The organism is Frigoribacterium sp. CFBP 13712 (assembly GCF_014842255.1).
In the GTDB taxonomy this organism is placed as follows: domain Bacteria; phylum Actinomycetota; class Actinomycetes; order Actinomycetales; family Microbacteriaceae; genus Frigoribacterium.
Genome location: NZ_JACYVH010000003.1, coordinates 374,571 through 398,687 on the forward strand (window position 1 = coordinate 374,571; position 24,117 = coordinate 398,687).

General features: G+C 72.5%; 14 protein-coding genes. 8 read left to right on the forward strand and 6 right to left on the reverse strand.

Annotation, left to right across the window (positions count from 1 at the left end):
- Positions 1–198 precede the first annotated feature (198 nt).
- Positions 199–1,641, forward strand: a complete 1,443-nt coding sequence (locus IFT51_RS07905; protein ID WP_192060509.1) for an APC family permease — start codon at positions 199–201, stop codon at positions 1,639–1,641.
- 215 nt (positions 1,642–1,856) lie between these two features.
- Here the strand turns inward: IFT51_RS07905 and IFT51_RS07910 are convergent, their stop codons facing one another.
- Both IFT51_RS07910 and IFT51_RS07915 read right to left on the reverse strand, forming a co-directional pair.
- Complete coding sequence (locus tag IFT51_RS07910) at positions 1,857–3,602, reverse strand: alpha-amylase family protein (RefSeq protein WP_192060510.1); 1,746 nt, start codon at positions 3,600–3,602, stop codon at positions 1,857–1,859.
- A 284-nt stretch (positions 3,603–3,886) separates the two neighbouring features.
- Positions 3,887–5,098: an SDR family oxidoreductase gene (locus IFT51_RS07915; protein WP_192060511.1), complete on the reverse strand. Its 1,212-nt coding sequence runs from the start codon at positions 5,096–5,098 to the stop codon at positions 3,887–3,889.
- 108 nt (positions 5,099–5,206) lie between these two features.
- Here IFT51_RS07915 and IFT51_RS07920 point away from each other — a divergent pair, with 108 nt between their 5' ends.
- From IFT51_RS07920 to IFT51_RS07935, 4 genes are all read left to right on the forward strand, one after another.
- Entirely contained in the window at positions 5,207–5,824 is a 618-nt protein-coding gene (locus IFT51_RS07920) for a hypothetical protein (RefSeq protein ID WP_192060512.1), read from the forward strand.
- Between the two features lie 123 nt (positions 5,825–5,947).
- Complete coding sequence (locus IFT51_RS07925; RefSeq protein ID WP_320478834.1) at positions 5,948–7,462, forward strand: threonine/serine exporter family protein; 1,515 nt, start codon at positions 5,948–5,950, stop codon at positions 7,460–7,462.
- Between the two features lie 102 nt (positions 7,463–7,564).
- Positions 7,565–9,391 carry a DEAD/DEAH box helicase gene (locus IFT51_RS07930; protein ID WP_192060513.1) on the forward strand — a complete coding sequence of 609 codons (1,827 nt, stop codon included), beginning with the start codon at positions 7,565–7,567 and terminating at the stop codon, positions 9,389–9,391.
- Between the two features lie 66 nt (positions 9,392–9,457).
- Positions 9,458–9,862 (forward strand): hypothetical protein, encoded by a 405-nt coding sequence (locus IFT51_RS07935; RefSeq protein WP_192060514.1) that lies wholly within the window; start codon positions 9,458–9,460, stop codon positions 9,860–9,862.
- 493 nt (positions 9,863–10,355) lie between these two features.
- Here IFT51_RS07935 and IFT51_RS07940 read toward each other — a convergent pair whose 3' ends face one another.
- The 4 genes from IFT51_RS07940 to IFT51_RS07955 all read right to left on the reverse strand — a co-directional run bounded on the left by IFT51_RS07940 (position 10,356) and on the right by IFT51_RS07955 (position 17,720).
- Positions 10,356–11,378 carry an SseB family protein gene (locus IFT51_RS07940; RefSeq protein WP_192060515.1) on the reverse strand — a complete coding sequence of 341 codons (1,023 nt, stop codon included), beginning with the start codon at positions 11,376–11,378 and terminating at the stop codon, positions 10,356–10,358.
- A 107-nt stretch (positions 11,379–11,485) separates the two neighbouring features.
- Positions 11,486–15,022 (reverse strand): TM0106 family RecB-like putative nuclease, encoded by a 3,537-nt coding sequence (locus IFT51_RS07945; protein ID WP_371740736.1) that lies wholly within the window; start codon positions 15,020–15,022, stop codon positions 11,486–11,488.
- Positions 15,023–15,216: 194 nt separating this feature from the next.
- Positions 15,217–16,176, reverse strand: coding sequence for a RimK family alpha-L-glutamate ligase (locus IFT51_RS07950; RefSeq protein ID WP_192060516.1), 960 nt, complete (start codon positions 16,174–16,176; stop codon positions 15,217–15,219).
- An 80-nt stretch (positions 16,177–16,256) separates the two neighbouring features.
- Positions 16,257–17,720, reverse strand: coding sequence for a hypothetical protein (locus IFT51_RS07955; protein ID WP_192060517.1), 1,464 nt, complete (start codon positions 17,718–17,720; stop codon positions 16,257–16,259).
- 97 nt (positions 17,721–17,817) lie between these two features.
- Here IFT51_RS07955 and IFT51_RS07960 point away from each other — a divergent pair, with 97 nt between their 5' ends.
- The 3 genes from IFT51_RS07960 to IFT51_RS07970 are packed head-to-tail and all read left to right on the forward strand — an operon-like array spanning position 17,818 to position 24,079.
- Positions 17,818–19,659 carry a DUF3375 family protein gene (locus tag IFT51_RS07960; protein ID WP_192060518.1) on the forward strand — a complete coding sequence of 614 codons (1,842 nt, stop codon included), beginning with the start codon at positions 17,818–17,820 and terminating at the stop codon, positions 19,657–19,659.
- Positions 19,656–20,597, forward strand: a complete 942-nt coding sequence (locus IFT51_RS07965) for a DUF4194 domain-containing protein (protein WP_192060519.1) — start codon at positions 19,656–19,658, stop codon at positions 20,595–20,597. The genes IFT51_RS07960 and IFT51_RS07965 overlap by 4 nt, the downstream gene beginning before the upstream one ends.
- Complete coding sequence (locus IFT51_RS07970; protein WP_192060520.1) at positions 20,594–24,079, forward strand: ATP-binding protein; 3,486 nt, start codon at positions 20,594–20,596, stop codon at positions 24,077–24,079. Before IFT51_RS07965 ends, IFT51_RS07970 begins: the two co-directional genes overlap by 4 nt.
- The last annotated feature ends 38 nt before the right edge of the window (positions 24,080–24,117 follow it).

Below are 24,117 nucleotides of genomic sequence, written 5' to 3' on the forward strand. Positions count from 1 at the left end.
GCGGTCGGAGGGTCGACGCTACGCGCGTCTCCCCCGTCTGCCCGCACCGCGCCTCCTCGGCAGCACCACGCCTCCGTGCTCGCCCCTCCCCGGTCTCCTCGCACCGCGCCTCCTCGGCTCCGGGGGTCGACAAGCGGTGCGGAGCGGGGGCAGGATGTCGTGGACATCCGTGCTCCACCGACGCACCCGGAGGTCGCCATGACCACGTCGAGCAACACGAAGCCGCCGACCACCGACACCGGTGAGACGCCCACCGAGCTGAAACGGGCGATCGGCCCCAAGCTGCTGCTGCTGTTCATCGTGGGCGACATCCTCGGCACGGGCGTGTACGCGCTCACCGGGCAGGTCGCCGCCGAGGTGGGAGGCGCGGCCTGGCTGCCGTTCCTGATCGCGTTCGCCGTCGCCCTGGTGACCGCGTTCTCGTACCTCGAGCTCGTGACGAAGTACCCGCAGACGGCCGGGGCCGCCCTCTACGTGCACAAGGCGTTCGGCATCCACTTCGTCACGTTCATCGTGTGCTTCGTCGTGATGTGCTCGGGCATCACGAGCGCCTCGACCGCCGCGCGCGCTTTCGCGGCCAACCTCGCGGCGGGCATCGGCGTCGAGCTGTCGAACGGCGTCGTCATGGCGATCGCGATGGGGTTCATGCTGCTGGTGATGGCGATCAACTTCCGGGGCGTGAGCGAGAGCGTCAAGGCGAACGTCGTGCTCACGCTCGTCGAGCTGTCCGGTCTGCTGATGGTGATCATGATCGGCTTCTGGTTCATCGCAGGCGGCAACGCCGACTGGGGGCGGGTCGTGCTGTTCGAGACGCCGGGCGACAAGTCGCTGCTGCTGAGCATCAGCACGGCGACGTCGCTCGCGTTCTTCGCCATGGTCGGCTTCGAGGACAGCGTCAACATGGCCGAGGAGACCAAGGACCCGAGCCGGATCTTCCCGAAGGTCATGCTCACCGGGCTCGGCGTCGCCGCCGTCATCTACGTGCTGGTCGCCATCTGCGCCGTCGCGGTCGTGCCGATCGGCGAGCTGGCCGACAACGAGACGCCGCTCGTGACCGTCGTCAACACGGCAGCCCCCGACTTCCCCATCGGTCAGCTGCTGCCCTTCATCTCGATGTTCGCCGTCGCCAACAGCGCCCTGATCAACATGATGATGGCCAGCCGCCTGCTCTACGGCATGAGCCGCCAGGGCGTGCTGCCCGGGTTCCTGTCGAAGGTGCACGCGAAGCGCCAGACCCCCTGGGCCGCGATCGTCTTCACCACGGCGCTCGCGCTCGGGCTGATCGGCTACGTGTCGCTGTCGCCCGAGTCGCCCATCGTGGCGGTGCTCGGCGGCACGACGTCGCTGCTGCTGCTCGCCGTGTTCGCCGTCGTCAACGTGACGGTGCTCGTGCTGCGCCGCGACCGCGTCACGCAGAAGCACTTCCGGGCGGGTACCGTGCTGCCGGTGATCGGCGTCGTCGCGTGCCTGTGGCTCGTGCTGCCGATGTCGTCGGGGCGCGGGGCCGAGCAGTACGAGATCGCCGGAGGGCTGCTCGCGATCGGGATCGTGCTGTGGGCGGTGACTTTCGTGTCGCGCCGCGGCAAGCCGGTGCCGAGCGAGGCGATCGCCGAGGCCGATCGCGCCGAGCCGCCCGCGTAGCCGGCCACGCGCATCCGTGTGACCCGAAGCGAGCCGCGGCAGCCCGCTACGGCACCCTTCGGGTCACTTCGGCGGCCGCGGACGAGGCGCGCGGGCGGGCGGGTCGGCTAGCCACACGCGTACGCGACCTTCGGCGGGTTCCCGTCATCGGGGGCGGGTCAGCGCTGACCCGCCGCGAAGGACGGGAACCCGCCGAACCCGCCGTGAAACCGCGATCAGACGAGCCGCTTCTCGCCCGCCCGCAGCACGCGCAGCCACCGGAACCCGTAGCCCTCGAGCTCGATGCGGTGGTGGGCGTCGCCGGCCAGAGCCTCGGGGACGGACCGCTCGGCGAGCAGATCGACGAGGCGAGGCGCGGCGGCACCCGCGGCGTGGCCCGCGGCGGCACCAGCCGCCTCGCCCACTGCGCCCGCCTCACCCACTGCGCCCGCCTCGCCCGCATCCGGGCCGAGCAGCCCGCTCAGGTCGAGGTCGACCGAGCGGCCGTCCGGTGCGAAGTTGTGCACGGCGACGAGCGTCCCTGTGCTGCTGACGACCGCGTGAGCGAGCACGCAGTCGTGCCCCGAGTCGAGGAGGGTCAGTTCGCCCCAGCCGATCTCGGGCGACGCGCGATAGTGCCGCACGAGGCTCTGCACGAATCGCAGCATCGAGTCGGGCTCGTGCCGCTGGCGCGACACGTTCACGTGCTCGGGCGCCCAGCCCTCGACGGCCAGCGGCGCGACGAGGTCGTCGGCCTCGGCGCGCGAGAAGCCCCCGCCCGCCTCGTCGGTCCACTGCATCGGCGTGCGGACGGCCCCGCGACCGCTGACGGCCGGGTTCTCGCCCATGCCGATCTCCTCGCCGTAGAACAGCACAGGGGCACCGGGCGTCGAGAACATCAGGCTGTAGACCATGCGGATGCGCCGCGGGTCGCCGTCGAGCATCGGCGGCAGACGACGCACGATGCCGCGACCGTGGATCCGCTGCGACTCGAGCGGCGCGAACGCCTCGAACACCTCGTCGCGCTCGTCGTCGCTCAGCTGATCGAGGGTCAGCTCGTCGTGGTTGCGCACGAAGTTGCCCCACTGGTTGCCCCGCGCCAGCGTCGGACGGGTCGACAGCGCGGCGGCCAGCGGACGGGCGTCCTGCCGCGCCAGCGAGAGGTACAGCGCCTGGTTGGCGACGAAGTCGAACTGCATCGTCAGCTCGTCGCCGTCGTCCTCGCCGAAGAACGCGACCATCTCGTCGTACGGGAGGTTCACCTCGCCGAGCATCATGCCGCTGCCGCTCCGTCTGGCGACGTACCCGCGGAGCGCCTGCAGGAACCCGTGCTCCGCCCCGTCGTCGGTGTCGATCAGGTGCGGCACCGCGTCGACGCGGAACCCGTCGATCCCGAGCTGCAGCCAGAATCCGATCACCTTGGCGATCTCGTCGCGGACCTCCTGACGGTCGGTCGCGAGGTCGGGCTGGTGCGAGTAGAACGAGTGCCGGTAGTACTGGCCGGCTTCGTCGTCGAACGACCAGACGCCGTCCTCGACGTCGGGGAACATGTTCGCCGGCTGGTCGGCGGGCACCTCGTCGCGCCAGGTGTAGAAGTCGCGGTACCGGCTGTCGCGGTCGCTGCGCGCCGCGCGGAACCACGGGTGCTGATCGCTCGTGTGGTTGACCACGAGGTCGACGATGACGCGCATCCCGCGGTCCTTCGCCGTCCGCACGACCTCGACGAAGTCGCCGAGGTGCCCGTAGCGCGGGTCGACGCCGAAGTAGTCGGAGATGTCGTACCCGTTGTCGCGCTGCGGCGACGGGTAGAACGGCGCCAGCCAGAGGCAGGTGACGCCCAGCTCGGCGAGGTGGTCGAGGCGGTGCGCCAGCCCCTCGAGGTCGCCGACGCCGTCGTCGTTCCAGTCGAGGTACGTCTCGACGTCGAGGTTGTAGAAGACGGCGGTCTTCCACCACAGGTCGCTCGTGTCGGTGACCCTCATCGGGTCGCGGTGTCGCGCGCGGCGCGACGGGGGCAGGCGCAGGAGGCGCGGGTCGGGCGGGTCATCTCGGCTCCGTCTCGGGTGGGTCGCTTCCGCCGACCGTACCGACGCCGCGCCTCCTCGGTCCTGTCGATCCCCTGAGCGCGCGCATCGCGGCCACCGCGCCGCGCGCTGCGCCCCGAGCCCCTCGCGCTGCGCCCCGCGCACCGCGCCCACCGCCCGTCGAAGTGACCCGATGGGCGCCGCCACAGGCCGCTACCGCACCATCCGGGTCACCTCGACGATCACGGGATGAGGCGAGCCGCCCGGTACCGCTCGAACAGGTCGACGAACGCCTGCTCGGTGCGGCGGTAGCGCGAGAAGCCGGCGTCGCGCGCCTTGCCCATGTCGGCGACGACCTCGAGGTCGCGGCCGAGGTCGGCGTCGGTGTGCCACCACGAGGCGACGCGCGCCAGCTCGGGTTCGACGAGGTCGTGCTCGGCGACGAGCTCGCGCCAGTCCTGCTCGAGCCCGGCCATCTGCTCCTCCAGCGGTCGCGGCGCGCCCTCATACCCCTCGACGAGGGCGGGGTCGATGCCGAGGTGCGCGGCGAGGCGGGGCCACATCCAGCGCCAGCGGAAGACGTCGCCGTTCACGATGTTGAACGCCTCGTCGCCGCCCGCGGGGTCGGTCCCGGCCCAGATCATCTGCTCGGCGAGCACGCCCGCGTCGGTCATGTCGACGAGCGAGTTCCACTGCGTCTCGCTGCCCGGGAACACGAACGGCCGCCCGAGGCGCTTCGTCAGCGCCGCCTGCACGGCGATGGTCAGCCCCATGTTCATGGCGTTGCCGACGGCGAACCCGATCACGGTGTGCGAGCGGTGCACCGACCAGGTGAAGCCCTGACGCTCGGCGGCGGCGAACAGCTCGTCCTCCTGCGCGTAGTAGAAGTTCGGGTAGTCGAGGCGCGGCTCGTCCTCGTGGAACGGCGTGTCGGGCATGACGCCCTTGCCGTACGCCTCGAACGGGCCGAGGTAGTGCTTCAGACCGGTCACGAGCGAGACGTGCTGCACGGGGGCGTGCTCGAGGGCGGCGAGCAGATCGCGGACCATGCCGCCGTTCACCTCGATGTTCTCGGCCTCCGTGTCGCGCTTCTGCCAGGCGGCGAAGAACACGTGCGTGGGCTGCACGTCGGCCAGGGCGGTCGCGAGGCTCTCGGCGCTCAGCAGATCGGCGGCGATGCCGGTGACCCCCGGAGCCGAGGAGGCGCGGCGCGACAGGGCGAGCACGTCCCATCCGTCGCGGGTCAGCTGCTCGACGAGCGCGGTGCCCGTGATGCCGCTCGCGCCCACCACGAGTGCGGTGCCGGGGCGGGCGCCCGGTGCGGTGGCGTCGTGCCGGGGCTCGACGGACTCGAGGGCGATGCTCTCGGGGGCGCCCGTCTCGGGGTCGCGGATGTCGCTCGTCGCGGGGTCGGTCTGCGGGCGGTCGGTCTGCGGGGTGCGGTCGTCGCTCATCCGGGAGAGAAGCCGAGCGCCCCTCCTTCTATTCCTGGGCGTCCCCTCGTCCGTTCGTGCGGCGGACGACCGCGACCGCTCCCGGTGTCCACCGCGTACGGTCGAGCGATGGATCAGATCAGCGGCGACGACTCGACCGACCGGCCCCCCTCCACTCCCGAGCAGGAGGCCGCCGCCCTCGCTCTCGCGATCGTTTCGCAGGCCTCGGCCATCACGCAGGGCGACGAGGAGGCGCTGGACGCGAGCGAGGACAACCTCCGCGAGGTCGTCACCGGCCTCTCCGACGCTCCCCTCACCCCGCGCCAGGAGGACGTCGTCGCGACTCTCGGCGCCGCTGGCGGCAGTCTCGCCGCCGGGCTCTCGGAGGCGCTCGCGCACACGAAGGGCGTCGACACCGGCGTCGTGCTCGGCTCGGCCGCCGAGGCGGTGCTCGCGCAGACGCAGCCCGAGGCGGAGAACGCGCCCGACGCGGCGAGCGCATCCGACGCTGGGACGGCATCCGACGACGGAGCAGGCGCCGGCGACGCGACCGCACCGGGCGCCGATGACCGGTCCCCCGGCTCCGACGCGATCGCGGACCGCGACAACGCCGCGTTCGACGACGCCTTCGACGACCTGGTCGCCGGCACGAGTCGCGACGACGCCGGGCAGAGGGGCCAGGGCGCTCGGCGAGACGACCGGCACGCCGACGGCCGCCGTCCTGACGACGACCACCGCGCCTCCTAGACTCGACGCAGCCCGCCGAGCAGGCCCCGCCGCGACCGCGCCAGCCGTGTCGAGCGGGGCCCGACCCGAGGGCCATCTCCCGTGACCCCGCACCACCCCGACGTGACCGATCGGAGCTCGACCGTGAGCGATCCCCAGCGACCCGGCCGACGCGATCGTCCTGCCCGCCCGCCCCGCCCGCCGGCGAAGCCGACCCGGGTCAGGGCCCGCAACGTCAACCCGCAGGAGATGCGCGACGTCCGCGCCCGCCTCCGCGGCACGATCTACGAGGGCACGACGCCCGAGCACGGCATCGGCGGCGACCTCTACTCGCCGCGCCAGATCGTCGACTTCTGCCTCGACCTCGGCGACGTGATGCTCGCGTCGGGGGCCGACGTCCGCAGCACCGAGGTCGCGATCGTCGCGGTCAGCACGAAGTGGAACCTCGCCCCGCTCGAGCTCGACATCACCGGCACGGCGATCACCGTCCAGTACGCGCCCGTCGAGGGCCCGCCGCTGATCAAGACCCGCGTCGTCTACGCCGAGGGCTCGAACCTGCACCGACTGTCGCTCGTCTACCAGATCGTCGACGACCTGCTGCACGACGACCGCGACATGACCACGGCCGTGGCCGGTCTCGTCGACGTGCTGCGCTCTCCCCCGCGCTGGCCGTCGTGGATCACCGATCTGGCGATGGGCATGCTCGGCGTCTCGGTCACGCTGCAGGCCGGCGGCACCTGGCAGGCGGCCGTCGGGGCGTTCGTCCTGATGATCGGGGTGATGGCGACCGGACGGGGGCTCGCGGCCCGCGGCATCCCCCAGTTCTTCGTCGTCGGTCTGCAGGCGGGCGCCACGGCGGCCCTCGGCACCGTCGGGATCTCGCTCGATCTCCTATCGGCCGGAGGCGCGGCGGCGATGGTCGCGGCGGTGGTCGTCCTGACGCTCCCGCACCCCACCATCGTCACCTGGGCGCAGGACGCCATCTCGGGGTTCCGGGCGATGGCCCTCGGCCGGGCCCTGGTGATCGGTCTGATCGTGGCGGGTATCGTCTGCGGCATCCCCGCCGGCATCGCCGTGACCGCCGGGTTCGTCGACTTCGAGGTCGACCCGACGAACATCACGCTGCAGGCGCTGCCCCTGTGGCTGTCGCTGTGCTCCAGCTTCGCGGCGGCGTCGGCGAACGCGGTGGCGCAGGGGTCGAGCGCGCGGATGATCCCCATCACGATCGGCGTCGCGCTCGTCGGCAACCTCTCGCTCTTCACCCTGCGACTGCTCGGCGTGCCCCTGATGGGTGCGACGTTCCTCGCGGCGATCCTGCTCGGCGCGCTGTCGACGGTCGCCGCGGCGCGACTCCGCACGGCCGCGACGGTCATCGCGGTGCCGGCGTTCTGCGGGTCTCTGCTGCCGTCGCTGGCGGTCGCGTCGGCGCTGCTCAACTTCATGTCGGGCACGGAGGGGGCCGAGGTCGACTTCGTCTTCTCCATGCTGACGACGCTCGCGATCGGCGCCGGACTCGTGCTCGGCAACCTGCTCGCCACCCCCGGCGCGCGTCGCTGGCTGCGCCGCCGCAAGAAGGTCTACGTGCAGTCGCTGCACAGCGACACGACGCCGATCAACATCGTCGTCGCGCACGACGCCGAGGCGCCCCGGGCCGATTGAGCAGGAGGCGCGGGTGGGCCGCGAAGGAGGCGCGGGTCGTCCGATCGGGGCTCCTCGCCATGTCAGCACGGCACAGGCCCCGAGACCGGCTACCGTTGCACTATGAGTGACACCACCGAACAAGCCCCGAGCGACGCCACGGAGCAAGCCGAAACACCCTCGACGTTCGCCGACCTGGGCTTGAGCGATCAGGTCCTCAAGGCCATCAAAGACATAGGGTACGAGACCCCCTCGGCCATCCAGTCCGCCACGATCCCCACCCTCCTCGCCGGTCGCGACGTCGTCGGCCTGGCGCAGACGGGCACCGGCAAGACGGCAGCCTTCGCGCTGCCGATCCTGTCGCGCCTCGACGTGAGCGCGAAGAAGCCGCAGGCGCTCGTCCTGTCGCCCACCCGCGAGCTCGCCCTCCAGGTCTGCGAGGCGTTCGAGCAGTTCGCCTCCGGCATGCGCGGCGTCCACGTGCTGCCCGTCTACGGAGGTCAGGCCTACGGCGTCCAGCTGAGCGCTCTGCGCCGCGGCGTCCATGTGGTCGTCGGCACGCCCGGTCGCATCATGGACCACCTCGCGAAGGGCACCCTCGACCTCTCCGAGCTCAAGTACCTCGTGCTCGACGAGGCCGACGAGATGCTCAAGATGGGCTTCGCCGAAGACGTCGAGACGATCCTCGCCGACACCCCCGACGACAAGCAGGTCGCGCTCTTCTCGGCCACCATGCCGCCGCAGATCCGTCGCATCTCGAAGCAGTACCTGAACGACGCCGAAGAGATCACCGTCAAGGCGAAGACCACGACGTCGGTCAACACGACGCAGCGCTACCTGATGGTGTCGTACCCGCAGAAGGTCGACGCCCTGACGCGCATCCTCGAGGTCGAGAACTTCGAGGGCATGATCATCTTCGTCCGCACCAAGAGCGAGACCGAGACCCTCGCCGAGAAGCTCCGTGCGCGCGGCTACTCGGCGGCGGCGATCAGCGGCGACGTGGCCCAGGCCCAGCGCGAGCGCACCGTCAACCAGCTGAAGAGCGGCAAGCTCGACATCCTGGTCGCGACCGACGTCGCGGCCCGTGGTCTCGACGTCGATCGCATCAGCCACGTCGTCAACTACGACATCCCGATCGACACCGAGTCGTACGTGCACCGCATCGGCCGCACCGGCCGTGCCGGTCGCAGCGGCGCGGCGATCAGCTTCGTCACCCCGCGTGAGCGCCGCCTGCTCGGCGCCATCGAGAAGGCGACGCGTCAGCCCCTCACGCAGATGCAGCTGCCGTCGGTCGACGACGTCAACAGCACGCGCCTCACGCGCTTCGACGACGCGATCACCGAGGCGCTGTCGCAGGAGGCCCGCATCTCGGCCTTCCGCGACATCATCGCGCACTACGTCGAGCACCACGACGTGCCCGAGGCCGATGTGGCCGCGGCCCTCGCGGTCGTGGCGCAGGGCGAGACGCCGCTGCTGCTCGACCCGAAAGACGAGCGTCCGCAGCGCGACGAGCGTCCGCTGCGCGAGCGCGACGACCGGGCTCCGCGGGCCGGTCAGGGCGACGACCGAGGCGAGCGTCGCGACCGCGGCCCCCGCACGTCGAAGCCGATGACCTCGTACCGCATCGAGGTCGGTCGTCGTCACCGTGTCGAGCCGCGTCAGATCGTCGGTGCGCTCGCCAACGAGGGCGGTCTCAGCCGAGACGACTTCGGCGCGATCGCGATCCGCCCCGACTTCTCGATCGTCGAGCTGGCCTCCGACGTCAGCAGCGACATGCTCGACCGACTCAGCGACACCCGCATCAGCGGCAAGCTGATCGAGATCAAGCAGGATCGCCGTGGCGGCGGCGCCGCCGGTGGCGGTGCTCGTCGTGACGACCGCGGCGACCGCGGCGACCGCTCCTCCGGGTCGTACGGCGGGGATCGCCCGCCGCGCAAGCCCCGCTACTAGCGACACCCTCCGAAGGCGGGCCCGTTCGGGTCCGCCTTCGGTTTTTCCCCCGCCGAGGAACCCCGCATGAACCCCGCCACCGGCACCGACGCCCTCTTCGGCGTCGTGCAGACCGCGCTGACCATCGGCTGCCTCATCCCGCTGCTGCTGGGCCTCGTGGCGTTGGTTCTGTTCTTGCGGACGCGAGCCACGAACTCGGCGGCGTCGGACGGCGGCGGCGGCGCCGGCGGCGACAGTGCGGCTGCACGGCAGCGGGCGCACGATCTGGCCCGTGTGGCGCTGCTCGGCTCGGCGTTCGGAACGGCGTTGCTGCTCGTCGGGCAGCTCGTGGTCGGTCTCGGAACGTCGATCGGGTTGGTGAACGCGTTCGCCGGGCCACTGGTGCCCCTGAACATCGGGGCGCTGACGCTGACGGTCGTGTCCGCCGTGGCGTTCGCCGCGTCCCCCGCGCCCCCTGCGCCGGGACGCTAGCGCCCACCCTCGCGGGCCCACCTCCGGCGCACATCCAACGGTGGGCAGAAAACGCCCCTCACCCACCACCGAAGGGCAACAACCGCCCACCCTCGGGCGCGCCGCCTCCGACGGTGGGCAGAAAACGCCCCTCACCCACCGCCCAAGGGCACCAACCGCCCACCTCAGCGCGCCCGGCTCCGACGGTGGGCAGAAAACGCCCCGCACCCACCACCCAAGGGCAATATGCGCCCACCCTCGCGCGCCCGGCTCGGACGGTGGGCAGAAAACGCCCTTCGCTCACCGCCGAAGGGCACCAATCGCCCACCCTCGCGCGCTCAACCCCCGACGGTGGGCAGAAAACGCCGCTCGCTCACCACCGAAGGGCAATAAGCGCCCACCCTCGCGCGCCCGGCTCCGACGTTGGGCAGGAAACGCCCCTCCCTCACCGCCGAAGGGCACTTACCGCCCACCCTCCCGGGCCGGGCTCGACTCCGGGCGTCCGGCGCCGCGGTCAGTCGACGAGTGCGCGCAGCTCTTCGGCCGTGATCGTCAGCATCGACCCGGCGGGGTTCACGACGATGCCCGCATGCCCCTGGTCGAGTGCGACGCGTGCCACAGCGTCGAAGCGGGTCGCGCTCGCATCAGCGCTCGGGGCCCAGGCGCCCACCTCGGCCGGTGACGTCAGGAGCACCGAGAACGTCTGACCTTCGTGCGACGTGACCGTCGCGACACCCATCGATGTGATCTCGCCGCTCTCGTCGCGATGCGCGACGGACGCGATGTAGAGCGCCGGGGCCGCGCGGACGAGCTCGAGCATGGCCGGCCAGGCGATCCGCTTCTCGGCCATGGCCTGCTTGACGGCCCTGTTCTCGGCCGGGTTCTCGGTGAGCCCGCGCACGAGCTCGTCGGTGTAGCCGATCCACTGCGTGTCGGGCGATCCGGGGTCGAGCACGAGCCCGTCGTACTTCGACACGGCCATCGCGACGACGTCGGGTGCCGCCTCGACGAGCGACACGGGGTCGCTGGTCTTGCGGTAGAAGCCGAGCCTGTCGCCGCTGGTGAAGGCGAGGAGCACCTTCTTGCCGGCGTTGTCGACCTGGTGGGCGATCGAGATCGTGTCGCCCTTCTGCGGTCCGACCTTCGGGTCGGCCATCGTCGACGATCCGATGTCGAGCAGCAGGTCGCCCGCCGCGAGCTCCTTGACGACGGAGTACATCGTCTGGACGTTCTTCGCCTTGCTCCAACCGGTCAGCGCCTCCTGCAGCGCGGTGTGCACGACGGGCGCGGCAGCACGCAGCGGGGGCACCGAGGTGCCGGCCGAGGCACCGGTCGGGACGGCCGACGGGTCCGCCCCGGTCGAGTTGGTCGGCGCAGCGCGCGTGATCCTCACGACGGGCGGCGCCTGCGCCGGGGCCACCTGCGGTGCGGAGTCGTCTGCGGTGTCGACCTTCACCCCGTCGGCGGGGTCGGACGTGGTCCGATCGGTCGTGGTGTCGTCGGCGGGTGTGTTTTTCTTGCGCGAGAAGAGCCCCATACGTCGAGCCTAGGGCGAAGCCGAGGAGGCGCGGCGCAGCACCCGGGCGCCAGGACGCACCGCACAGCTCAGGAGGGACGACGCCGGTGGCCTCGGATCGCACCTGCTCAAGACGGTGACGATCCGATGCCGGAAGGTGCTGTCTCGAGCCCGGGCCCGGGCTCGGACGCGGACGGAGGCGCAGACGTGGTCGCTGGCGCAGGCGCGGTCGCAGACACAGACACAGACACAGGCGCAGACGCAGGCGCGACGAGGTCGATGAACCGCGACAGCAGCCCCAACCCGGCGATCGACGTCGGCATCGACGCGGCCAGGGCCGGCGAGTGCACGAGGTACGCCGCCCACTGCGCGCGCGAGATGCCGACGTTGAGCCGGTTCGGCATGAGCAGGAAGTCGAGTCCGCGCGGGATCTCGGCCGCCGACGACGCCGCCAGCGAGAGGATCGCCACGACGGCCTCGCGACCTTGGAAGAGGTCGACCGTGCCGACGGTGGTCTCGGCGAGCCCGGCCCGGTCGAGAGCGTCGCGGATCAGCGCCCCCTGCGCGTTGTACGGGGCGACGACGATGACGTCCGCAGCCGTCAGCAGTCGTGTCGAGTCGCCGTCCGTCCAGGTGCGCCCCACCATGTCGGTGGCGATCGCGACGACGCGCTCGGCCTCTTCGGCGGACGAGGTGGTGTTGCCGTGATGGGCCACCGGCTCGACGTGCAGACCGGGCGCGATGCCCTCGAGCCGCCGTTCGGGCGCCCTCGACTCGAGGGCGCCGTCGTACGACAGCCGGGAGACCGGGGCCGTGAGCGCCGGGTGCATCCGGTAGGTGCGCGACAGGAAGTATCCGAGCTCGGCCGGGAGCACGTCGTGTCCGTCGGCGAGCCAGCCGAGCGCCGACTGGTCGACGGGTTCGGGGTGCGAGCCCTGGCTGACCTGCGGCAGCTGCTGCGGGTCGCCGAGCAGCAGCAGGCGCTGAGCCGCCAGCGATGACGCGATCGTGGGGGCCAGCGAGAACTGCCCGGCCTCGTCGACGACCAGGAGGTCGAGCGAGCCTCGCGCGATGTGATCGGCGTTGGCGAAGGTCCAGGCGGTGCCGCCGACGACGCCCCCGGTCTCACCCGGCCCGGACAGGAACGCGGCGAGACCCGCGCCGTTCGCGACGGGCGTCCACGCCGAGGCCTCGAGGGCCTCCGAGCTGGTGCCCTTCTTCGGCACCTTGACGACCCTCTCGGCGTCGACTCCCTTGCCGACGACGGCCGCCAGGAAGTTCTCGACCACGGCGTGCGACTGCCCCACGACGCCGACCCGCCAGCCGTGCTCGCGGACGAGGCGGGCGACGACGGTCGAGCCCACGTAGGTCTTTCCGGTGCCCGGAGGGCCCTGCACGGCCAGATACGACCGGTCGAGGTCGAGCAGGGTCCCCATCACGGCCCCGACCGTGTCGTCGCCCACGACGGGTCGGACGCCGCCGCGGGGCGGCACGCGGCGCAGCAGATCGAGCGCGGCGTCGGGCACGAACCCCGGCAGATCGTCGAGCACCCGGCGCCCCCACTCCGAGATGGCCTCCGGTTGCGGGGCCGCCCGAGGAGGTGCGGCGGGGGTCAGCGCCACCGGGAACGACTCGTGGGGCTCGGCACCCGTGGGGACGGTCTCGGTGACGAGCAGCACGACGTCGTCGGCGCCCGGGTCGGCGTCGACGACCGTGGCCCGAGCGGCCCAGCCGCGGGAGCCCGGGCCCGCCCGATTCGCCGAGGGAGGCAGAGGCGTGTCGTAGACGGCCATGGGCGTGGAGCCCAGAGGCGACCGACTGCCCGGGGCGAGCGACCCGACGAGGCGGAGGTCTCTCGAGAGGGTCCGCTTGCGCGGCGGCTTCCCCCAGTCGCGGACGACCTCGGCGTGCTCGACGACGAACACGTCGCGGGTGTCTGCCCACTCGTCGAGCGGTTCGCGCAGACGATCGAAGTGCTCTTGCCAGAAGGTCTTGGCCTCGCGGCGGTGGTAGTCGATGGCCGCGGCCGCCAGGGCGAGGGCGGTCTGATCGGGCGTGCGGTCGAGGGGATCGACGTCGGCCAGCTGCGCCGTGAGCTCGACGAAGACCGGGTCGGGCTCGGCCCGGACTCGCTCGTCGTCGACGAGGGCCACGGTGTCGTCGCTGACGGTGTCGGCGGGGAGCATCGTCAGCAGCCAGTCGCGCAGACGGAGGGTCGATCGGCAGTCGTACTCGTTGTAGTCGGCGACCTGGTCGAGACGCGTCTGACCGGTGGGGTCTCCGGCACGGAGGGCGGCCGCCGCCTCGACGTACGCACCGATGCTGTCGACGGCCGAGACCACCCCGTCGCCGTCGCGGTGCTCGGCGCCCATGTAGAGCGGCTCGAGCTTCTTGATCGAGTAGCTGCGCGACCCCACGAGGAGCGCCTTGCGGACGATCGGGTACAGGTCGACCAGCACCCCCGCCCGCAGCAGATCGTCGACGTCGTCTTCTCCGACGCCGTGCCGGGCGGCGAGCGACAGCAGGTGACTGCGCTCGTACGACGCGTAGTGGTAGATGTGCATGCCCGGGTGGGCCGCCCGCCGTTCGCGGACGAACGCGAGGAAGTCCATCAGAGCACGGCGCTCTTGTCGGAGGTCGTGCGCCCAGAACGCCGTGAAGCGCGACCGGTCGTCGACCAGCCCGAACAGGTAGTCGAGCCCCCACACCGACGAGTCGCCCTCGGTGTAGAGCGGGTCGCCCTCGAAGTCGAAGAAGATGTCGCCGGGGTCGGGGGCGGGGATGGCCGCCAGCGCACCCGGGTCGATGACGCGCACCTTGGGCAGGGAGGCCCCGGCGCTGTCGATCTGGAGCCGGGCCTGACCGCGGAGGCGCGCGAGGGCGGCACCGCCCACGCCGGCGACGGGCCCGGTGCTCGCAGCCAGGTCGTCGATGCTCGCGATGCCCGCCGCGAGCAGCGCCGACCGCTGACCGAGACTGAGCCCGGCGACGAGCACGAGGTCGCGGTGCTCGTCGACCTGCACCGAACACTGTCCGCAGCGGCCGCAGGCGACGACCCCGGGGGCGCCCCAGGCCAGCGGGGCCTCGGCGTGCAGGCGACGGTCGACGACCGACCTCAGCCGGTCGCGCTGCGCGCGGTACACCGGTGCGATGTCGGCGAGAGCGTGACTGGAGGTCGTGCCGTCGCCGAGCACGAGGTGCACCTGCGGCCCGACGCGGAGACCGAGCGCGGCGATCTGCTCGGCGTAGGCGGCCAGCTGCAGGAGGGCGGGGATCTTGGCGTGTCGGGCGAGCTTGGTGTCGTAGACCTCGTAGGCGCCGTCGTCGGTGCGGAGCAGGAAGTCGGAGAACCCGATGAACGAGCCGTCGAAGAACGTCGCCTGATAGAGCACCGGCACGCCGTCGCGCATGGCCTGCTCGGCGGCCGCCGCGGCGGCCGGGTACCCCGCGCGCTCAGGGCGCTCGAACTCGACGACCCGGTGCGTCTCGCGCAGCCGTTCGAGGAACCGGATCTCGTGGTCGTCGCCCAGTCGGGCCGTGCGGTCGAGCATGGCGTCGGCCACCTCGGGCACCGCCGGGATGCGCCCGAGCCTGGCGTCGAGGCGTCGGAGGAACGCCCACTCGCACGCGGCCCACGTGCTGAGGTCGGACGGGCTCGTGACCACGGTGTCGTCGTCGAGGTAGATGGCGTCGCCTTTCGATTCACGGTCCGCACGGTCGTCGGCCCGTGCTGCACACGCTAACGCCGACCCCCGACATCGATCGTCGACCCGCGCCTCCCCGGCCCGCGCCTCCTCGGCTCCCCGGCCCCGCGCCTCCTCGGCCCGGGCGAACGCCTCCGAAGGGGGACCGGCGCGCGCTACCCCTCGCTCGAGAGCACCCAGCCGAGCCAACCGGCGAGCGTCGCCGCGGCCGACACGCTCGACGACCGCTCGACGTCGGGGTTGTAGTTGGTGTTCGTGTTGACGTCGTACGGCACGACGCGGCCGTCGGCGGTCTCGATGAACTCGATCCCCGCGACCTCGATGCCCTGCTGATCCAGGAAGGCCTCGAGCCGCTGCACGAGAGGGTGCGACGCGGTCACCGACGATCGGACGGCGAAGGGTGCGAACGTGGTGGGGTCGGCGCCGTCGGGCACGACGCACGCGTCGGCGGGGCACAGCTCGAAGCTGCCCGCCGAGGTGTCGACCCGCACGGCGTAGACGAAGCGCCCGCCGACGAACTCGACGCGGGTGTTGAAGGGCTCCTCGGCCTGCAGGAACTCCTGCAGCAGCGTGATCCCGTCGACCGGCACCTCGAAGTCGGGGCCGTCGACGTAGGCGTCGAACGACTCGAGGTCGTCGAAGCGACGCACCCCGAGACCCTTGCCGCCCTGGTTGTGCTTGGTGATGAACGGCAGCTTCTGCTCGCGCGCCCGGGCCTTGAGGTCGGCGGTGCCGAACACGGCGGTGGTGGCCGGAACGTCGAAACCGGCCTGCCCGAGCGCCAGGTACTGCGCGACCTTGCTCACCTCGAGCTCGACGACGCCGCTGCCGTTGATCGTCCGGCGTCCGTGGCGCTCGGCCCAGCGGAGCGTCGCTCGGGCCACCTCCTTGGCCGTCGCCCGGCCTCGCGTGTGGGCGGACCCGCTGAGGCGCGACCAGAACACCCCGGCAGGAGGCTCGGCGGACAGATCGAACGAGCTCCCGTCGAGCAGGTGCTCGCGATGCGGCACCCCCGCCGCGTCGAGGGCGGCGACGAGCGGAGGGAGCCACTCGGCGTTGTCGTGCAGGATGTGGACGACGGGCGTCGGGTCGGCGACGTCTGCGGAAGCGGTCATCCCCCGAGACTGCACCACGCGCCTCCGGCGATCCTGCAGATGTCGGCGCGTGACGATGGGCACACCCACCCGACGCGGGGCTACTCCGCCCAGGCCGCGCGCACCACCTCGCAGAGGCGCTGATCGTCGGTCTCGAGCGCGGAGCAGTCGGCCACGGCCTCGTCACCGACCGTCTCGACGGCGAGGTCGACCGGCTCCCGGACGTCGCGACGGAACGCCACGACGGTGCCGCGCGGCGCCGCCTGCACCGCGGCGACCACGTCGTCGAGCGACCCTTCGGTCACGGCGTCGCCCAGCACGACGTCCACCCTCGCCTCCGTGCTCGCGACGGACACGCCCTCGATCCGGGGTGAGGCCGTCACCGCGTCCGCGACGGAGACGAGCACCTCGAGGGTCGCGGGGTCGCTCGAGAACGCGAGGCCGCGGGGGTCCGACCGGTCAGGCGAGACGCGGACGACATCCAGACGCGACAGGTCCGCCGACCCGCCGATGGCCCGCAGGGCGGGCACGACCTGATCGGGCCGCACCGTCCGCACCCCGACGGACCGGGCGCTGATGGCCGAGTAGGTCACCGCGTCGGAGTCGACGGCGTCCACGACCGACTCGGCGTCGGACAGGTCGCCGTCCACCTCGCGCGACTCGTCGGGCGACGAGACGGTGGCGATGGTCGTGCCCGAGACGCCGGACGTCGCCGCGAGGGCGCTCGCGATCCGCTCGGCACGGCCGGACGCCTCGGCCACCTCGTCCGGTGGCTGCTGCCCTGTGACGGTCGGCTGCTTCAGGTCGACCCTGATGCCCTCCGGCAGGACGAGGACCCGCCCCGCACCGAGGTCGTCGTCCCCCACCGCGGCGAGCAGATCCGCCTGCTCGGCGGCGTCGAGGACGACGTCGGACGTCGCGGGGTCGTCGAGCGCCGAGGGGAACCCGCTGACGTTCTCGGTGATGAACCGGCGCGAGTCCTGGCTCCAGGCGGACACGTCGACCTCGGCCAGCTGCGGTTCCGCATCCCGGAGAGAGCGCGCCCGCTGCCACGCCGTGAGGACGTCCGACGACGCCGAGGGGATCACCGTGATCCCGAACCCCCGCCGCGGCGCTTCCGAGTCGCTCGTCGTCGCACCGAACTCGTGCGTGCCGAGGGACGCCTCGGCGAAGACCGAGTCGTCGGCGACCCGGCGGGCGAGGTCGAGCTGGGCCGCCGTGTCGGCCTCGTCGGCCAGCACCTCGAAGGTGACGGCGCCCCGGCGCACGTCGACGTACTGCCACTCGTCGCCGACCTCGCGGGCCACGAACGGCCTGATCCGCTCGGCCACGGCGGCGAGGTCGTCGTCGCCGAGATCGCTCTCGACCACGACCGTGGCCTGGGCCGTGGCACTGCCCAGGGGGTAGTCGATGCCGCCGGTCTCGATCTCGACGATGCCGTCGACGCCCGCCATCGACGACTCGAAGCGCTGGCCCAGTTCGGCGGAGTCGGCGCACCCGGCCCCGGCGAGGACGACCGCCGCGACGACGGACCCCGCGACGCATCGTCTCAGACCGCTCCGCATCCGCTCAGTCTGGCCCCGGACCACCGTCGGCGCTTCCGTCGCAGGGCGGAACGCGCCAGTTGGTATCCTCGTCCGACGACTGCCGGAGGTCCGCTTGGTGAACGAATCGTCAGGGCCCGACGACGCCCTGAGCCGTGACGACGTGCGCGTCGCGCACGAGGACGACCCCACGTGGGCCCTGCTCCGCAGCTACAACAGCCGCTGGATGCTCCCGCTCTTCTCCCGTCACCTCGAGCACGCCGAGGGGCCCGTCTCGGCCGACTGGTTCCACCAGCAGGTCGCGCAGGCCCTCGAGCTGAACGCGCTCGATCAGACAGCGCCGCATCAGACAGCGCCCGCCGAGACCGCGCCCGTCCGGGCCGGAGCCGAGGAGGCGCGGGTCGGCGACTCCGGGGCGACGCCCGCCCCCGAGACCCGCACCACCCCGGCCGACTACTGCCGGAGCTGGGTCGACAGCCGGTGGCTGATCCGCACCCGCGCCTCCTCGGCGGACGACGACGGGGCACGCCACGGCGGCCCGAGCAGCACGACGACCGGCACCTCCCCCGCGGCCGACGGTTGGGGCGCGCTCGGCGCCGCGCACCCGAGCGGCGCGGCGGCGGGGTCGGCCCCGACGCGCGCCTCGAGCCCGCCCCCGCGCGGCGAGGCTCGCGCGCAGTACCGGCTCTCGCCCCACGCGCTCAAGGCGCTGCGGATCGTGCGCGAGCTGGTCGAGCAGGACAACGCGGTGAGCGAGGCGAGACTCGGCAGCATCGCCCACGCCGTCGGTCAGCTCGCCGGTCTCGCCGACCCGAGCCGCGAGGCGCAGACCGCTCGGATCGACGAGCAGATCGCCGAGCTGCAGCGTCGCCGCGATCGCATCGAGCAGCATGGCACCGAACCGGTCAGCCCCGACGTCCTCAAGCGGCAGGTGCGCGAGGTGGTGCGGCTGACGGCGTCGCTGCCCGAGGACTTCCGGCAGCTGAGCAGCATGGTCGAGCAGCGGCACCGCGAGGTCGCGCGCCGGGCGACGGTCGAGCACGTCGGCAAGGGCGCGCTCGTCGAGCAGTACCTCCGTGAGAACGATCTGCTCGAGCAGACCCCCGAGGGCAGGGCCTACCGCGGTTTCGCGCAGATGCTGTCGTCGCGTGAGATCGACGTGATGCGCGCCGACATCGAGCTGATCCTCGATCACCCCGCCGCGGCCGAGCATCTGACCGATCGGCAGCGGACGCAGCTCGAGTCGCTGATCTCGTCGCTGCTCGCCGAAGAGCAGTCGGTGCAAGAGACCTACGGGCGCTGGACGTCGTCGCTCCGCCGGTTCCTCAGCCGCTCGTCGACCGAGCGTCACCAGCGCCTCCTCACCCTCGCCGAACGTGCGCTGCACGCCGGCGGCGTCTGGGCCGAGCGACGACCGGGCCCGGCCGTGCTGCCCGTCGACGTGCTCGGGCTCGGCGCGCTCGACGTGGTCGACATCAGCCAGGCGCAGCTGCACAGCGACCGGGGGCGCCCGACCGTCGACGTGCAGGTGACCGAGGGCGACGCCACGCTGCCCGCCGCCGACCGCGCCGCGCTCCGCATCAGCTCGGGCACGAGCACCGCCGCCGTCGCGGCCACCCTCGACCGCCTGCTCGACGAGCACGAGACCGTCACGAGCGCCGAGCTGTACGAGGCCACCGACCCCGAGTTCCGCCGACTCGGCCTCGTGCTGAGCATGCTCGACCTCGCCATCGACCGCGGCGTGGTCGACGAGACCACCGAGACCGTCACCCTGACCGCCGGCGAACCGGCCGCACCAGGAGGCAGCAGCCCAGGAGGCGCGGGTCGAGGAGGCGCGGGTCGTCGCGTCGTCCTCCCCCGGCTCGTCTTCCGCCGACAGCCCGCACCGGGCGACGACGCCCCCGCCCCCGGCGACGACGCCTCCGCCCCGACCCCGCAGCCCGAGAGAGACACCGTATGACCCCCGACCCGATCGACGACGTCAGCACCGAGGCAGTCGGCACCGTCCTCGGCAGCATCGATCCGAACGGCGCCGAGCCGGACGGCGCCGATCCGGACAGCGCCGATCCGGACGGCACGACGGACGCGGACGGCGCTGCTACCGACCCGTCGAGCGGGCTCCGCGACGAGCTGCCGCTGGCCGGTCGCAAGGCGCTGGTCACGCTGCTGACCCACCGCTTTATCTCGCGGGCCCGGCAGGGCGAGGCGTGGGCCGCGCTGCTCGCGTACGAGCCCGAGATCCGGGCCCGGCTCGACGAGATGTTCCTCGTGCTGGTCGTCGACCACGAGTACGAGGTCGCGTTCAAGCGGCAGAGCGGCCAGGACGACGTGCCCATCCTGCTGCGACGCGAGAAGCCGCTGTCGCGCGACGCGTCGCTGCTGATGGTCTTCCTGCGGCGCGAGCACGCGTTCAGCGACGCGCACGACGAATCGGTCGTGGTGTCGCGCGATCAGGTCGCGGAGTTCCTCGGCCGGTACCACGACGACACCGCGCACGACGAGATCCGCTCGATGCGTCGCGTCGACGCGGCCCTCGCCGCCATGGTGTCGCGCGACCTCCTCGAACCGGAGCCCGACGACCCCGCCCTCTTCGTCGTCGCCCCCGCGATCGTGCCGCTGATCACGGCCGAGCAGCTGGCTCACCTCGAGCGCGTGTTCCTCGAGGCGGCGGGGGCCGATGCGCCCGCCGACGCGAGCACGCTCGACGCCGTGGAGGAGGCGGGAGCCGACGCCGACGGACCGGTCGACGACGACTCGGAGCCCGACGGCGACGGCGACGACGACTCCGACCTCGACGCGGACGCCGAGGCCGACCCCGATCAGGCCGCCGAGCCCCGACCCGACCCGACCGCCGTCGCCCTCGATCTCCCCCTCGACCCGGAAGCAGACCAGGCATGATCCCCGCCGACGCGACCACCGCCTCCTCGGCTCCCGCCGCCGCCGACGCCGCCGCGGCGACCGACACGGCGGACCACGCCGCGGCACCCGACCTCGGCATGTTCCACTCGGGTCAGTACCGCATCGAGCAGGTGCAGCTGCTGAACTGGGGCAGCTATTCGGGGCTGCACCGCATGCCGGTGGGGCGTGGCGGCATCGCGATCCTCGGGCCGACCGGGCGCGGCAAGTCGACGGTGCTCGACGCGATGGCCGCGGTGATCATGCCGAACCCGCAGGAGTTCAACCGGGCCGCGCGCGACGACAGCCGTCAGCGCTCCGAGCGCACCGTCTACAGCTACGCGCGCGGCAAGACCGACGAGGTGCGCGACGCGGCGTCCGATCGAACGACGACGCGGTTCCTCCGTCCGCTGGGCGAGGCGTTCGCGAGCGGCGCCGCCATCACGTACGCGACCGAGCTCGGGCAGACCCTCACCGCGGTGCGTCTCGCCTGGATCGGCACCGACACCTCCAGCCAGGACGACGTGACGCAGGCCAGCGTCTACCTGCTCGTCCGCGGGCCCTTCGATCTCAGCCGGCTGACCGAGGTCAAGCGCGATGCGAGCAGCTCGAGTCCACTGACGAAGGGCTCCCTCGCGCGCCTCCTCGACCCCGTCCGCGATCTCGTCACGTACTCGCAGCCCGAGTTCCGCGTGCAGCTGTGCGGCGAGCTCGGGATCGGCGGCAGCGACGAGTCGCAGCTGAAGGCGCTGACGCTGCTGCGCCGTGCGCAGGCGTCGAAGGGCGTCTTCTCGATCGACGAGCTGTTCAAGTCGTTCGTGCTCACGCAGCCCAAGGCGCTCTCGCGCTGGGAGACCACGCTCGGCACGTACCGCGAGGCCTCGGCGCTCTACGACGTCTTCGAGACGACGCGCAAGAAGCTCGGCGTGCTCGAGCCGGTGCCCGCGCTGGCCGACCGCTACGAGATCGCCGGCCACGACGCGACCGAGAAGCGCCGCCTCGTCGACGAGCGCCACGGCCCGAGCCGACTGCGCGTCTGGCTGGCCGAGAAGGTCGGCAGCTGGGTCAGCGGTGAGGTCGACCGGGTCACGACCGAGAAGCGCGCCCTGTCCGAGGCGAGGAGGCGCGCGGCCGACGACGACACCGCCGCGTTCCGTGCCCGTGAGCAGGCTCTGGCCCGCATCGGCGATCTCGGCGGCGACCCCTCCCAGTCGCTCCGTCAGCTCGTGGCGACCGCCGAGCGCGACCTCGCCGTGGTCCAGCGCGAACGGCGGCGCTTCGCGACGGCCCTCGACGGCACGGGCGAGTCGGTGCCGACGTCCGAGAAGCAGCTCGTCGCGCTGCGGCAGCGTGCCGAGCGACTCGCCGACGAGGACGCGGCCGCCCGGGCCGCCGCGGACGACGTCCGCGGCGAGCTCGCCGCCCGCATCGGCGAGACCAAGCGCGCCCTGTCGGCCCGCGAGGCGCAGCGCCGCTCGTTCGAGCTGCGCGGCAGCAACGTGCCCGACGACGCGGCCGAACGACGACTGCGCATCGCCGAGGGCACCGGGATCCCCGTCGCGGGTCTGCCTTACGCCGGCGAGCTGTTCGAGGTCGCCGCCGCGCACACCGACTGGACGGTCGCGATCGAGCGGGTCGTCGGCGACCTGGCCACGCACCTCCTGGTCGACCGCGCGCAGTTCGACGCCGTGCGCCGCTTCGTCAACGACCACGACATGCGCGGCCGCATCACGCTGGTGCCCGCGGCGACCGGCGTCGAGCCCGAGCACGACGCCGTGCCGCGCACCGTGCCCGCGATGCTGCAGTTCGACGAGGGCAGCCCGTTCTTCGGCTGGCTGTTCGACGAGATCGTCGCCGAGCGCAGCGTGCTCTGCGTCGAGGGGCCCGACGACCTCGACGGCTCGCTGCCCGCCGGGGCCCGGGGCGCCGTGACGCGTGCCGGTCTCCGCACGGGCACGCGGGGCCGCGTCGTCAAGGACGACCGCCGCTCTCGCTCGTGGATCGGCCTCGACAACGGCTCCCGCGTCGCCGAGCTCGCGGACGAGATCGCGTCGCTCGAACGCGACCTCACCGTCGCACGCGCCGCATGGGACACCGCCGAGGCCGAGTCGACGGCGCGACGCCGGGTGCTCGACGCCGTCGCGCGGTCGACCGAGTTCTCGTGGGCGGACATCGACACCGCGCCGGCTCAGGCGCGACTCGACGATCTGCAGGGTCAGCTCGACCGGCTCGCCGACGAGCGGCCCGAGCTCGCCACGCTCCAGGCCGACGCCCGCCGTCACGACGACGAGCGCTCGGCGGCGACGCGTCGTCTGGCCGAGCTCGACCACGAGCTCGCGCGACTCGAGGCGGAGCACTCGACCCTGGTCGACATCGAGGACGCCTTCAGCGACGCCCTGACCGGGGCCGATCCGCTCACCGACCACGAGCGCGCCCTGCTCGCACCGCTGCCGTTCGCCGCGCCGCGCGAGGTGGCCGACGTCGAGCGGTCGCACCGCGAGGCGCTGTCGCTGCTGCGCGGGCAGATCGACGGCCACGACCGCGAACGCACGCAGGCCGAGAACACCCTCGTGCTGATCTTCGAGCGGTACCTCGAGCTCGACCGCACGGCCGGGATCGACGCGTCGATCGACAGCCTCGACGCGGTCAAGGCGATCCACCGCACGCTCGTCGACGACGCCCTGCCGAACGCGAAGGAGGACTGGCTGGCCAAGGCCGGCGCCGACATGGGCGACAGCCTGCGCGCGCTGCTCGTGCAGATCGAGGAGGACGGCCACGTCATCCGTCGCGGCGTGCGGCCCATCTCGCAGGCGCTTCGGGCGATCGAGTTCCGTCAGGGGTCGACGCTCGACATCGAGCCGAAGCCCGTGTCGAATAGCGACCTCGTCGAGTTCAAGCGGACGCTGCGCACGCACATCGGCGATCGGGCGGGTGCTCCCCGCGACGCGGCCGAGATCGAGCGGCGGTTCGTCACCCTCCGACGCGACCTCGCGCACCTCGAGGAGCGCTCGAAGATCGGCGACGCCTGGCGCCGCCGCGTGCTCGACGCGCGCGAGCACTACCAGTTCCGCGCCATCGAGACCCGGGTCGACGGCACGCAGATCGTGCACGAGGGCGTGGCCGGCAAGTCGGGCGGCGAGGGGCAGGAGCTGATCGCGTTCGTGCTCGGCGCGGCCCTCCGCTTCCGGCTCGGCGACGGCACCGACCGGGTGCCGACCTACGCGCCGATCGTGCTCGACGAGGGGTTCGTCAAGGCCGACGACGAGTACACCGGGCGGTCGCTCGCGGCGCTGACGTCGCTCGGGTTCCAGCTCGTCGTGGGTGCGCCCCGCGACAAGGTGAACGCGTTCGAGCAGCACGTCGAGAGCGTGGCGTACATCTCGAGCGACCCCGCGCATCCCGAGCTGTCGCGCATCTACCCGCTGACGATCCGCCAGGCGATGGAGGTCGAACGCCACGGCCTCGACCCCGCCGCGCTCGCCTGACCTCGTCGGCGCCGTCCGGCGCCGCCGCGCGCTGCCTG

Coding starts and splice junctions, on each gene's coding strand:
- IFT51_RS07910 (WP_192060510.1), bottom strand. CDS start 3,602: ATGAGGGTCACCGACACGAGCGACCTGTGGTGGAAGACCGCCGTCTTC.
- IFT51_RS07950 (WP_192060516.1), bottom strand. CDS start 16,176: ATGACCGCTTCCGCAGACGTCGCCGACCCGACGCCCGTCGTCCACATC.
- IFT51_RS07970 (WP_192060520.1), top strand. CDS start 20,594: ATGATCCCCGCCGACGCGACCACCGCCTCCTCGGCTCCCGCCGCCGCC.
- IFT51_RS07920 (WP_192060512.1), top strand. CDS start 5,207: ATGGATCAGATCAGCGGCGACGACTCGACCGACCGGCCCCCCTCCACT.
- IFT51_RS07965 (WP_192060519.1), top strand. CDS start 19,656: ATGACCCCCGACCCGATCGACGACGTCAGCACCGAGGCAGTCGGCACC.
- IFT51_RS07915 (WP_192060511.1), bottom strand. CDS start 5,098: ATGAGCGACGACCGCACCCCGCAGACCGACCGCCCGCAGACCGACCCC.
- IFT51_RS07940 (WP_192060515.1), bottom strand. CDS start 11,378: ATGGGGCTCTTCTCGCGCAAGAAAAACACACCCGCCGACGACACCACG.
- IFT51_RS07935 (WP_192060514.1), top strand. CDS start 9,458: ATGAACCCCGCCACCGGCACCGACGCCCTCTTCGGCGTCGTGCAGACC.
- IFT51_RS07955 (WP_192060517.1), bottom strand. CDS start 17,720: ATGCGGAGCGGTCTGAGACGATGCGTCGCGGGGTCCGTCGTCGCGGCG.
- IFT51_RS07930 (WP_192060513.1), top strand. CDS start 7,565: ATGAGTGACACCACCGAACAAGCCCCGAGCGACGCCACGGAGCAAGCC.
- IFT51_RS07905 (WP_192060509.1), top strand. CDS start 199: ATGACCACGTCGAGCAACACGAAGCCGCCGACCACCGACACCGGTGAG.